We start from the raw sequence: 12,022 nt of genomic DNA, 5'->3' as shown, positions 1-12,022 counted from the left end.
CCCTAGTCTTTTATAAAAAAAATAAAAGTTTTGTTTACATAAGGTTAAACTCTGCTTTTAAAACAGTACTCATTTTTTTTATTGCAGATACCAAATGGGCATCAACTGTTTTAATAGAAATATTTAAAATGGATGCAGTTTCCTTATAACTTAACCCATCTTCCTTAATCAGTTTAAAAACTAATTTGCATTGAGAAGGTAGTTTTTCAGTTGCTCCTTCTAATTTCTTTTTCAATTCATCATTAATCAATAATTGCTCCGGATTCAAGTTATCTAGAATAATTTCGAAATCAATATCATCAAGAGAAATCCACTCCTGTTTTGAATGTTTGTTAAGAACATTTAACGATAAATTACGGGCAATTACAAAAGCATAAACTTTTATATTTCTTACTTCCGATAACTTTTCTCTGTTCCGCCACAGCGTAATCATCACATCACTCGCAACCTCTTCCGAAAGTTCTCTCGACTTTAATAAACAAAAGCAAAAACGATATAAAGAAGGAAACAAAGATTTGAAGAGCTTCTCATATGCGTTCTCATTATTGTATAAAGCAATATGACTTATCAGACTATTTAGGTCGGGTAAATGTTTAGGCATAGGGGTTATATTTGATTAATTCAAATGTATGAATTTAACAATACCATCCAAATCTCTATGCAATTCTATTGTAATTAGGCTCTACATAAGTACCTATTAATCAACTACCGGCAAAGAGAAACAGAACCTACTACCCTCTCCAATTGCACTTTCAACCCATATTTCGCCACCTTCGGCAGTGATAAAATCTTTTGATATTGCGAGTCCCAAACCTGATCCGGATTTATTATTTCCATCGGTTGGTACCTGAAAATATCTATCAAATAATCTCTTTTGATACTGTTCATCTATCCCTTTTCCAAAATCACGAACAGAGAACTCTATGTTTTTTCCTGTTTCAATAACCTGAATTGTAACCTTAGATTTTTCTGAACTGTACCTTAAGGCATTAGAGAGAAAATTGATTAGCACCCATGCTGTTTTTTCAATATCAACACTTATTTGAGGGAGATTATTTCTACTGATCAGCTCCAATTCTATTGACCTCTGCTCTGCCTGAAATCTTACTGCATCCATAGCATAAATTGCTATTTTTCGAGGGTCAGTTTTTACAAAATTTAGTTGCAGATTACCGGTTTCGACCTGAGCCAAATCTAACAGTTCGCTGGTAATTTTTAGCAAGCGACTACAGTCTTCTTTAATATGCTGAACCAGTTCTTTTTGTTCGGGATTCATGCTTCCTACCCGCTCATCATCCATTAATTTTAAGCTCATTTTTATGGATGATATCGGGGTTTTTAATTCATGAGAAACTGTTGCTATAAAGTTAGTTTTAGCTTCATCAAGCTCTTTAAACTGGGTAATGTTTTTTAGAATATAAACCTCCCCCGCTTCTTTTCCTGTCTGCACAGTGGCCTGCTCATTGTTTTCATTATAGCTTGGCACTATAATTTTTCTACGCTCCAATTGGAAATAAGACTCCTTCTCATCAGCGTAAATTTTCATTAATTTTTCGCCTCCTTCATTTTGCAAAATCCTGTTTAGCAGATCATTTTTTTTCATTAGATCCAAGCCATTTAATCCAATAACTTCTTTCTCATTTATACCAATCAATTGTGCAGCAACTTTATTCATAAACAGCACATCGTTTTTTTCATTTAGCCCAATAATAGCATCCTGCATTTGCTCTATTATGGCTTCAATTCTAAGCTTTTCAGATTGAACTTTAGCCAGGTTACTGTTTTCCCATTTATTAAGCTCAGCCACCATTGTATTAAAAGACATTGCAAGTTCAGCAAACTCATCTGATCCATTAAACTGCAAGCGCTGTTTGTAATTCTTTTTACTGATTTCTTTAATTGCTTCAGAGAACTCACGTAAGGGGTTAGCAACAAAACCAGGGAAATTGACAATGAAAGAGAACAGAATTAGAAAACACATAGAAGCTGCGAAAATTAAATACATACTAGCCCTTTCTACAGCCACCTGTGCCGCAGCGTTTTTCCTAACTATTGCATTCATGTTCAATTGATCAATAATACTCAATTGAAGTCTGGCCTTACTTACCGCAGCTTGTCGACTAGCACTTGTTGCTTCAGGATTAACAATATCCTTATAAGCTGAGTTTAAACTAGCCACAGCTGCGCCTTCACCAGGCTCAGTTATATTTTTACCTTCCAATTCAAGTAATGCAGCAAATTGCGCTGATACATTAGCCGGAAGCGGCAAATTATTTACATCAAGTATTGCTCGCATTTTGCGGGTATAGCTTAATGTTTCGTAATTATCTTTTAAAATTACCTTTGAACTAACCGAAATCTTGTTCATACAGTACAAAGAAATTGCACCGAAGAAGAGAACAACCACGAATAGAAATCCGAATCCGAGGCGTAATTTGGTTTTTATTTTCATTGTATTTTATATTATGTAAAAATTGGTTAAAAATATCGGTTCTCATAATAATCTGAAACAAGTATATTTTTAGTAATCTATAGCCAACATATGTACCACATCAACAACCGAAACACCAATAAGTTGATTATCAGCCAATAAAAACACTAAAAGCTTAAAATAGAATGTTATAGAAATAAAAAACCCTTCCATTTTGGAAGGGTTTTTATCATTATGATAAGATCATTAGGAATTGCTATTATTCAGCTTTATGAGAGCCTCATCAAGTTCAGCAGGTTTATTGGTACCAATCAATATCTTCTTGCCATTATTGAGCTCCAATTGCAATCCTTTATTTCCTGAAACATTATAGGCCATTCCATGACCGGAGATACTGTAACGAAGTCCCCATCCGCCATACTCTCCCAATGGACTATATGTTCTTACATAACACTTAGAAATCATATCTTTACTGTAATATTTGTACGACCAGTGAAATGGAAAGAACTTCAAATAAATGCCATCAGTTTTAATTTGAGTACTAAGCCTGGTTGAAAAAAACAGAACAATAATTAAAATAATCCCTCCGGCCGATATAAGCAATGTCACATCATCCATTGGATTTTCACCAGCCTGTGTTTTGAGTAGTAACTGCTTACAAACCCAATAAAGAAAAACTGAGGCTGACCCCAATAAAATAAGCCAAAGCCACCATTGCTTAAATCTTTGATTTTCCTCAAACAAAACCTCTTTTTGCATAATTTTAAAGTCTAATCCTTGTTCTCAATTTTTCTATATAGTGTAGTCAGGCCAATCCCTAATAAACGAGCCGTTTCCGTTTTATTACCGCCTGTATACTTAAGTATTTTATCAATGTGCTGCTTCTCTACTGTTTCCAATTTCATCATATCTCCTTCAGAAGCAATCTCCGCAACATGAAACTCATAAGGTAGCAGATTTGCCGTAATTGAGTTCCCATCGGCAAGAATAACCACACGCTCAATTACATTTTTAAGCTCCCTAATATTTCCTTTCCAATTGTGCTTAAGGAGTAGATCAGAAAAATCATCATCCATTGTGAGCAGAGGTTTGTTTACTTTATTAGCAAACTCCTTCAGATAATGTTTGGCAATTAAAATAATATCAGATTTTCGTTGAGATAATGGAGGCAGTTCAATCGAAAATACAGAAAGTCGATAATAAAGATCTAATCTGAATTTACCACTCTCCGCTTCAGTTTTTAAGTCTCTATTGGTAGCTGCTATGATACGCACATTAACCTTACTGGTCTGCGTATCCCCAACTTTTATAAAGGTTTGATTTTCGAGGACACGGAGCAACTTGGCCTGCAAATCCAGATTCATCTCACCAATTTCATCTAAAAAGATAGTCCCTTCGTTTGCTTCTTCAAGTAAACCTTTTTTATCTCTAATTGCACCTGTAAAGGCTCCTACCTTATGACCAAACAATTCACTTTCTAAAAGTTCGTGATTAAATCCACTGCAATTTACGGCAACAAAGGGTTTCGTTTTCCTTAAGCTTTCATAATGGATCGCTTGCGCAAAAACTTCCTTTCCTGTACCTGTTTCACCAAGTAAAAGAACGGTAGTATCCGTACCCGAGACTTTTTCCGATAATGATATGGCTTCCTTAATCGCTTTCGACTGCCCCAATATGGCAGAAAAATCATACTTCCTGGCTACTTTATTTTCCAATTCACTAACCCTAAACTGAAGCTTAGCTTTGTCCATTGCTTTATAAACAAGGGGGATAATTTTATCATTATCATCGCCTTTGGTAATGTAATCAAAAGCACCATTACGCATGGCCATTACACCATCTTGTATCGTTCCAAAAGCAGTCAGATTGATCACTTCGGCATAAGGTTTTATCTTCTTGATCTCCTTTACCAGCTCAACCCCATTAATATCTGGAAGTTTTACATCACTAATTACCACATACACATCCTGAGCGGCCAGAATTTTTAAGCCCTCTTTTCCAGTGTTTGCCTGAAAAACCTTAAAGCCTTCCAGTTCAATGATGCGTGCCAACAGGCTACAGATCTTTTTCTCGTCGTCTATTATTAAAACCGTGTTTTGCATCGCTGATAATTTCAACAATATTAACAATTATTCAAGACAAGTTGCTGTTCATACACTGAATCATCGATAATAGAAACATTGGTAACATCTTCTCTTACCGTAAATTTACACCTTGTATGATTCTTAATTGTATTTAATATCTCCTTTTCCGTGTAATTATGATCGAAAACAATTGCTACCGTGAATCGACACTCCTTAGAAGTGCAATTTTGTCTACCATCTGCATTTACATGGGTAACTGTTATCTTAACCGGATCCGGCAGATTGTTTTCAATAGGAAAGGTGTATTCAGAAAACCATAAAATATCACTTAGAGCACTACAAATAGCATTAGTTCCTTCTGCACCAACTGCGAGGCTCAATCTTGGATAGGAGATACAATCAAGTACTATCTCACATTTTTCACTGGCAGGTGTTAAGGCATGGGTATTGAAATTTTGCTTATGAGGATCAAACAACATAGCTGTACATAAGCAATTACATCTTTTCTTCCCCTCTAGAATAGTGTAATTAACACAGCTTTTACAGCCTTCCCAAAAGTGTTCATCATGTGTGATTTGATCAAAAGTTACCGGTTCAAACCCCAATTGAGCATTCATTTTCATAATGGCAGCTCCTGATGTAATGCTGAATATTTTAGCCTCAGGATATATTCTTCTTGAAATTTTAAATATTCTGTCCTTAATTGCTTTGGCCACTCCTGCATGTCTAAATTTTGGAGCGACAATTAAGCCTGAGTTGGAGACAAACGAATTGTTTTCCCAAACTTCAAAATAAGAGAACCCAACCCATTCACCGCCTCCCGTAACTGCAATAACTCCTTTACCCTCTTTTATCTTTTGAACGATAGATTCCGGACTCCTTTTAGCAATTCCAGACCCTCTGGCTATTGCCGAAGATTCAGTCTCTTTTACTATTTCATCAACATGTTTTATATCTGCAATGGTAGCGATACGAACAAATATCATTTGATTTTCCATTTTTTTTAAACGATTAATAACCGTCATCATCAAATGAAATGCCCATGCCAAATTAAAAGTCCAAAACCCGCTCTAAATACAAAAAAAGCCATTAAGAAACAATAAACGCATTTTCACACACTTAAACCACCCTTCCAATATGGTATGGTTTTATTCCATTTTGGATAGAAGAAAAATATTTTTCAAAAAAGTCTAGTAAATTTATAGACTTTATATATATTTGTCCTATCGAAAGCGCTTAACTGCTTTTGATAAATAAAAAATAGTCATGTGGCCGAGTGGTTAGGTGAGGGTCTGCAAAACCTTTGACGGCGGTTCGAATCCGCCCTTGACGTCCAGGTCAATTTCTATATTGTCTGACTCATTAGATGTTTGGTTAGATCTAAGTTTTGTTTAAAAGCAGCCAGGTTGGATGACCTGGCTTTGCTATTTAATAGCAAAATGGGCGACTAGAAAAATTAGGGCAAAAAGAAACGGGGATACAGCAATCCACCGTATCCCCGCTATCTAAATTAACGCTCTCATATACATAGACGCCTAAATATTCGATTTATTGTATACGATATAAAAAAAATTATTTCTCGTAAAATTCTATTGGAAGTTGATCAGGGTCTGAGATGAAAGTAAATCGCTTATCTGTAAATTCATCCACACGGATTGGTTCAGCTTCCACGCCTTTAGCATTAAGCGAACTAACAACAAGGTCAAGATCGTCAACCTCAAAAGCCAGGTGCCTTAAACCCATAGCTTCAGGTCTCGATGGACGCTTTGCAGGATTGGGAAAAGAGAAAAGTTCTACAATATAATTTCCATTCAATGCCAAATCCAGCTTATATGATTGTCTTTCTGCTCTGTAAACTTCCCTAATAATCGTAAGCCCCAAAACATCTGTATAAAATGCTTTCGAAACCTCATAGTCACTACAAATTATTGCAATGTGATGAACCTTATTTATCATACGTTTTCTTATTATTTTGCCCCGATAGTCAGTTTATAGATCTCTCCTTTGTTTCCTGCTAAAAGAATGAGTTTACCTTTTTTAGCTTTCTGAACCACATTGAAGCTTGAGGACGATATGTTATGCCAATTTAGCCCACCATCTTTAGACACATCAGTTCCTGAGGTACCGGTTGCCAGTAAAGTCTTTGAATTTACATAAGCCACTCCCGAACGATAACCAGTAACAGGCTTTAAAGGTTTTTTCCACGTTTGTCCCCCATCGTATGTTAACAACACATTGTTGGTATTCTCTTTGTCTTTTAAATAATTGCCACCCACAACTATACCCTTATTTTTATCATAAAATGCCATAGAAAAAGGACCGGTACTACTCTCACCTTGTAGAATAGGACACTTAAAAACCTTCCAGGTAGCCCCATAATTGTTCGAAAAGTAAATATTAGATGCCGCACCACCTGTAGCAATCCACACCTTTCCTTTTTCCAATGTTTTTATAGTAGAACCACTTGCAGCAAAACCAGCTTCACCAGATGCCATATCCTTTTTCAGGTTATCTGAAACATTAGCCCACGATGCCCCTCCATCTTTTGTGCTTAACAACTGCATCTTATTCTTAATTGGGTCGCCAAACATCATTCCTGTACGCTCATCCCAAAAATCCATCCCATCCAGAAAAATGGCAGAATCAACATTCTTGTAGGTTTGAGTCCAGGTTTTACCACCATCCTTAGTGAGCAAAATATAGGCAGGAGAACCTGCATTTACTACTACAGCCCTATCTGCATCAAAGGCCTCAATATCTCTGAAATCAAGTGTTTCATATCCGGCAGGCATAATCCATTCCCATGTGGTTCCCCCATCAATCGTTTTACCTATGCTGCCATTGCTCCCACTTACCCAGGCAATATTATCGGATACGATAGACATCCCTCTTAAACTTGTATTTGTACCAGCTGTTAATGGTATCAAATCATAGGTTTGTCCAAAACCTAAAAAGGGTAAAAACAACAAGCACCAGATTAGTTTTTTCATTATTTAACTCTTTTCCAAACTTCTGATCTGCCAATTAAAGAGATACCAACGTACCCTCTCATATTTAACTGACCGCTATCTTTAAGTGTCATATTACAGCTATAAGTTTTACCCGATTTTGGATCATAAATAGTACCATCTGTCCATTTACTGCCAGTAAAAACAAAATCCTTAAGTATTTCCAATCCTAAAATAGGTCTGGTTTTTAAGTTGCTATCAGGATTTTTTAAATCTGTTTTAACAATACCTTTATCATCTTTTGTCTCTTTAAGCCAAACTATTTTGCCAAAGTATTTATCACTTTTTTTGGTGATTTCTACATGAGCCTCACCTGTCGAATTAATCCATTTTCCAAGGATTGCGTCCTTGTTTTGTGTAAAACCGGAGAATGATATTGCAGTTAAAAGCAACATCAGCGAAAAATATTTCATAATCATAAGTTAGTGTTTTTTAAAGTTAGTCAATCGGCAAAAGAATAAGAAAAAAACTTACTCAGCTATCTCTTTTAAAAGTACAGAAGAAATGGCCGAGTAGTCATCATTAAAATGGTGAGTGCCCGGAATAGTAGTTACCTTTAAACCATTGCGTACAAATTTATCCTTAATATCGCTATCCTCTTCTGTTCCAAAAACGCAAAGCAATTTTAACGACTTAATCTTTTTCATTTCAGCAATTACATCATACTTATCATTAGAACTTCCAAAGCTAAGCATATCTGCAATATGGATTTCAAAATCCGCAGTTACGTCTGGTGAAAGAGAGAAAACTGCTTTTAAATCACCTTTAAACTCAGTTGATAACCTGCTGGCCAGAAACGGAACAACTGAAGCACCAAAAGAATATCCCGCAAGCACAAAGTTGTCTTTCCCTAACTCTTCTCTATAATAAGAGATGGCTTTACCCAAATCCGCTGCAACAGCTTCTGGAGTCTTAGCATTCCAAAAGTATTTCTGGGCATCTAAACCAATTACGGTTAATCCTTTTGAAGCCATTGATTCTGCCAGAGATTGGTCAAAACTAGTCCAGCCACCATCACCGGATATCATAAATACCAATGGCAAATTGTTCTTTTTACCAGAAGGAATCAGTGTTAAAGGCATCCCTCCAGTATAAGCTTTAGATCCTTTAAAAAATTCATAGGTCGACTTTTGCTCGTTAAATGATGGAGCAGCCAATACCTTCTTATATGCAGCATTAAAATCAGGAAGCCAGTTATTCGCAATAGAAAACCCGTGCCCAACCTTTGTCAAAGTAACAAGCTCAGTCATTGGCATATCCTTTAAAAAAGTTGCTGTAGCCTCAAAGGGGCAGGTCTGATCTTTTACTCCATTTAATACAATAAAGGGGGCAGTCAAACTTTTTGAAGCTTCCAGATAATAAGAAACTCCCGGCTTTAAAATGTGCTGAGTAAGCCCACTACCCTTACATAAAGGCTTTTTAAGGTCAATATCCGGACAAAAACCTAAAGCAATAGCACCTTTAAAGGTATTTGCAGGAGCTTGTGCTAATATTCCATACACTAAAACCGCACCATACGAATAGCCTATAAGTACTGGCTTATGATAATTAGTTAATTTATATTTTTTTTGAATAAACAGGCTTAACTCTTCAAAATCTGCTGCCGGATACAAACATTGAGCTGTTACTTTGGCCAAGTATTTCCCATAAAATTTACCATCAATACCTAAGACCAAAGCACCCTGGTTGGCAACATTTTTTGCCATATTAATTACTCCATTTTTCCACCCTCCATCACCTGATACAAATAAAGCAACCGAAGTTGGCGTACCTGTAGGATGGTAAACTGTTATAGTACCAAACTTCCCATGAGTTATTGAATCAATATCCATCGCTCTGCCTTTTGTTACCAAAAAACAGATTAGTATAAAGCATAAGACAGCAGATCTTTTCATAATGGTTAAGGTTTAATTACTTTGGTTAATACATTTGGAACCTGCAAGAGATCATAATCCTGATCATATATCAAATATTTATTATGCCATTCCGGCGAAAACTTCTCTTTTGAAGCCCGTAAACCCTTATAATGAGAAAACGACCTGATCTTTTCATAAGCAAACTTCATTGATCGTTCCGTAAAATTATGTGGAGTGATAAGGCCCGACAAAGGAGCAAAACCGAGATTAACCGCAGTATAATTTTGTTCTTTAAGATGATTAAATAACGCCACCATAATAAAATCTATTATACCATTAGGTGCATCAGCAGTCTTTCTTATTAAATCATAAGTTCCTTCTCCCTCTACATAATCAGGTATTACATTTAAAAAAGCAACAATCTTTTCTTCTGAATTCTCGACTGTAATTATGGTTTGATTTTTCAATTCATCCCATATAAACATACCTTGCGAAAATACTATTTCCTCCCGTTCAGTTTCTTCAAGCCACTCATCAGAAACAGATTTTAGTTTTTGAAGCAAACCATCCTTAATAGGAGCAGTATAAACTTTTGAATGAAAGCCTTGTTCTGCAACTTTTTTTAATGCATTTCTGATAGACTTCCTACTTCCTCCCTCTAAAGAGAAATCCGTAAGATCAACCACTCCCTCCTGTCCAAGAAAAAGTCTTTTTTTACCTAAAGAAAGAAAATCACCTAAGCTTTCTTCCGGAACTCTGTAGTACAAACTTTTCACACCGCTTTCTACACAGTAACTATCAAAAGATTCGATAAATGCCTGTCGATTCTCCGGCAAAGTAACCGGAAGTTCTAATACCACTGCAAAATTACCGGCTATACGATAGGCTATAAAACCTTCAAGCTCATCTGTTGTATAAATTAGCTTATCGCTATATGTTTTAAAATAATCTATAGCCGAGTTACCATATTTTTCTAATTCTGTTTTCGCTGATTCAAACTCTTCATCCGAAGTATCCATTTTCAAAATATATGGTCTGATCAAGGTATAAATCAAAAATGCTATAGATAAAAATCCACTAATGTTAATGGAAAAAAGGAAGCCTCTTGCAAACGAATCCTGGGGTACCAAATCTGAGCTACCAATCAATAGAAAATTTTGCAATGTATACCTGATAGATTGAATCCAGCTAAAATCTATATCAAAATGCTTTTCATCAAGAAAATAGAAACCAATAATCCCATAAAGCAGCACTCCCATAATACTCAATAAAGTCGTCTGAATCCCTATAAACCTCAATCTGGAATTGTGCTTAATGTAATACTCCTTTCTTGATCCTAATAAAATAACAAGCACAACTATAGAGAACACAGCCTCCTCATAATCAATAGCCTTAGTTAAATGGCCCACTAACGAGAGCATACACAAGGCAACTGCAAAATACCATGCCATTCGCAGACCCTTAAGCATAAATGCAGCTGTAACCAAAAGAAACAATCCAGCCACAAGCACAAAATAATTGGAAGCCGTAATGGCTGCCATTGGAAGAAAATCTTCTAAAAATGCAAGCCTTGAATGGATTGCAGGGGTAAGTACCGAAACAATATTGATGATGCCCAATAACAGTAGGAGCAATGCCGGCACAATCCTCATTAGCAACTTATTGATTTTAAATAAAAAGCTGAAAGCACCCAAAACCATAGGAATCCAAAACTCCATAAACCTGTACAACAATGTAATTGAAACTGCCGCAGCATTAGAATAACCTAACCTAATCAAAATGAATGTCATGGAAGCCTCTACAGCGCCTAACCCCCTTAAAAAAGGAGAAATGATTAGAAAAACAACTGCAACTATATAGCTAATGGTAGCAAAAATCAAGGATGGATTCATGTTCAGTGCAACCATAGCAATGTATATATGGATAATCCCAACGATTTCAATCAACATGCTATACATAAAAGTTGAAAGAAAGTGTTTACGCTCAATCTTGTTTGCTCTAAATTCTTCAGCAAACACCTCAACTGCAGGAATATACTTAACAATGAATTTATACGCTGTTCTTTTTTTAACAACCGATCTGTATAACAAATAAATACAGCCAATTAATAGCAATGCAGCTAACAACCCATACCATTCGCTCTGCCCCAAAGTTCCCTCTAAAACACCATACACAAATACCGGAATGGCAATTACCAATACCGATAAGATACCAACAAAACCATATATGGAAGATGCAAAGTTAATTTGCGATCTGCTTACTCCTTTCCTTTCTATGGGTGTACTAAAAAAGGCCAATGAGGATACGCCACCAGCTGGCAAAAAGACGCTCACAAAATTGCGTTTTAAGAAAAGAACGGTACCATCGACCAAAGATATTTTACTGGAAACGGCTGCAAACGAAGACCGGTACATCATTCCATGAATAAATACATAAACTACACTCAGTAGCATACCAATACTTAACCAGCTCCACTTGGCGGTTACAATTAAATGCTTTACATGATGTATTTCGCCTCGTTCCTGCTTAATGAACCATATGGCAAGGCCGATAAAGAAAAGAGTAAAAATATAACTGGAAATGATCTTTCCATTCTCACGGACAAAAGGCACAAAAAACTTGAAGCGCTTCATTAATTGGGAT

General features: G+C 36.1%; 11 protein-coding genes and 1 tRNA gene. 1 reads left to right on the top strand and 11 read right to left on the bottom strand.

Annotated features, from left to right (window positions below; all coding sequences use genetic code 11):
- Positions 1–34: 34 nt before the first annotated feature.
- The 6 genes from HQN83_RS19510 to HQN83_RS19490 all read right to left on the bottom strand — a co-directional run bounded on the left by HQN83_RS19510 (position 35) and on the right by HQN83_RS19490 (position 5,513).
- The gene (locus HQN83_RS19510) at positions 35–601 is read right to left on the bottom strand and encodes an RNA polymerase sigma factor (protein WP_173092512.1); all 567 of its coding nucleotides are present in this window, start codon (positions 599–601) and stop codon (positions 35–37) included.
- 96 nt (positions 602–697) lie between these two features.
- The gene (locus HQN83_RS19505; RefSeq protein ID WP_173092510.1) at positions 698–2,452 is read right to left on the bottom strand and encodes an ATP-binding protein; all 1,755 of its coding nucleotides are present in this window, start codon (positions 2,450–2,452) and stop codon (positions 698–700) included.
- 69 nt (positions 2,453–2,521) lie between these two features.
- Positions 2,522–2,644, bottom strand: coding sequence for a hypothetical protein (locus tag HQN83_RS25405; protein ID WP_262890073.1), 123 nt, complete (start codon positions 2,642–2,644; stop codon positions 2,522–2,524).
- Between the two features lie 33 nt (positions 2,645–2,677).
- On the bottom strand, positions 2,678–3,190 hold the full coding sequence (locus HQN83_RS19500; protein WP_173092508.1) for a DUF6141 family protein: 513 nt from the start codon (positions 3,188–3,190) through the stop codon (positions 2,678–2,680).
- Between the two features lie 11 nt (positions 3,191–3,201).
- Complete coding sequence (locus tag HQN83_RS19495) at positions 3,202–4,533, bottom strand: sigma-54-dependent transcriptional regulator (RefSeq protein ID WP_173092506.1); 1,332 nt, start codon at positions 4,531–4,533, stop codon at positions 3,202–3,204.
- Positions 4,534–4,553: 20 nt separating this feature from the next.
- Positions 4,554–5,513: a zinc-binding metallopeptidase family protein gene (locus HQN83_RS19490; RefSeq protein WP_173092504.1), complete on the bottom strand. Its 960-nt coding sequence runs from the start codon at positions 5,511–5,513 to the stop codon at positions 4,554–4,556.
- Between the two features lie 264 nt (positions 5,514–5,777).
- Between HQN83_RS19490 and HQN83_RS19485 the strand changes: the two genes are divergently transcribed.
- Positions 5,778–5,851, top strand: a tRNA-Cys gene (locus tag HQN83_RS19485).
- Between the two features lie 236 nt (positions 5,852–6,087).
- On the opposite strand, the gene gloA2 is transcribed toward HQN83_RS19485, so the two are convergent.
- The 5 genes from gloA2 to HQN83_RS19460 are packed head-to-tail and all read right to left on the bottom strand — an operon-like array spanning position 6,088 to position 12,012.
- Positions 6,088–6,471: an SMU1112c/YaeR family gloxylase I-like metalloprotein gene (gene gloA2 / locus HQN83_RS19480; RefSeq protein WP_173092502.1), complete on the bottom strand. Its 384-nt coding sequence runs from the start codon at positions 6,469–6,471 to the stop codon at positions 6,088–6,090.
- Between the two features lie 11 nt (positions 6,472–6,482).
- Positions 6,483–7,505: a WD40/YVTN/BNR-like repeat-containing protein gene (locus HQN83_RS19475; protein WP_173092500.1), complete on the bottom strand. Its 1,023-nt coding sequence runs from the start codon at positions 7,503–7,505 to the stop codon at positions 6,483–6,485.
- Complete coding sequence (locus HQN83_RS19470; protein ID WP_173092498.1) at positions 7,505–7,936, bottom strand: DUF2147 domain-containing protein; 432 nt, start codon at positions 7,934–7,936, stop codon at positions 7,505–7,507. The genes HQN83_RS19475 and HQN83_RS19470 overlap by 1 nt, the downstream gene beginning before the upstream one ends.
- Positions 7,937–7,993: 57 nt before the next feature.
- On the bottom strand, positions 7,994–9,418 hold the full coding sequence (locus tag HQN83_RS19465; protein ID WP_173092497.1) for an AcvB/VirJ family lysyl-phosphatidylglycerol hydrolase: 1,425 nt from the start codon (positions 9,416–9,418) through the stop codon (positions 7,994–7,996).
- 5 nt (positions 9,419–9,423) lie between these two features.
- Positions 9,424–12,012 (bottom strand): flippase-like domain-containing protein, encoded by a 2,589-nt coding sequence (locus tag HQN83_RS19460; RefSeq protein WP_173092495.1) that lies wholly within the window; start codon positions 12,010–12,012, stop codon positions 9,424–9,426.
- Positions 12,013–12,022: the final 10 nt, after the last annotated feature.

Origin of the sequence: Pedobacter foliorum (assembly GCF_013266735.1) — a bacterium.
In the GTDB taxonomy this organism is placed as follows: Bacteria; Bacteroidota; Bacteroidia; order Sphingobacteriales; family Sphingobacteriaceae; genus Pedobacter; species Pedobacter foliorum.
Note: the sequence above shows the minus strand (reverse complement) of the source record. Positions and strands in the feature narration are given on the sequence as shown.

What these genes read in the sequence shown, in the direction of transcription:
- HQN83_RS19510 (WP_173092512.1), bottom strand. Translation starts at nt 601, where the DNA reads ATGCCTAAACATTTACCCGACCTAAATAGTCTGATAAGTCATATTGCT.
- HQN83_RS19505 (WP_173092510.1), bottom strand. Translation starts at nt 2,452, where the DNA reads ATGAAAATAAAAACCAAATTACGCCTCGGATTCGGATTTCTATTCGTG.
- HQN83_RS25405 (WP_262890073.1), bottom strand. Translation starts at nt 2,644, where the DNA reads ATGGAAGGGTTTTTTATTTCTATAACATTCTATTTTAAGCTTTTAGTG.
- HQN83_RS19500 (WP_173092508.1), bottom strand. Translation starts at nt 3,190, where the DNA reads ATGCAAAAAGAGGTTTTGTTTGAGGAAAATCAAAGATTTAAGCAATGG.
- HQN83_RS19495 (WP_173092506.1), bottom strand. Translation starts at nt 4,533, where the DNA reads ATGCAAAACACGGTTTTAATAATAGACGACGAGAAAAAGATCTGTAGC.
- HQN83_RS19490 (WP_173092504.1), bottom strand. Translation starts at nt 5,513, where the DNA reads ATGGAAAATCAAATGATATTTGTTCGTATCGCTACCATTGCAGATATA.
- gloA2 (WP_173092502.1), bottom strand. Translation starts at nt 6,471, where the DNA reads ATGATAAATAAGGTTCATCACATTGCAATAATTTGTAGTGACTATGAG.
- HQN83_RS19475 (WP_173092500.1), bottom strand. Translation starts at nt 7,505, where the DNA reads ATGAAAAAACTAATCTGGTGCTTGTTGTTTTTACCCTTTTTAGGTTTT.
- HQN83_RS19470 (WP_173092498.1), bottom strand. Translation starts at nt 7,936, where the DNA reads ATGAAATATTTTTCGCTGATGTTGCTTTTAACTGCAATATCATTCTCC.
- HQN83_RS19465 (WP_173092497.1), bottom strand. Translation starts at nt 9,418, where the DNA reads ATGAAAAGATCTGCTGTCTTATGCTTTATACTAATCTGTTTTTTGGTA.
- HQN83_RS19460 (WP_173092495.1), bottom strand. Translation starts at nt 12,012, where the DNA reads ATGAAGCGCTTCAAGTTTTTTGTGCCTTTTGTCCGTGAGAATGGAAAG.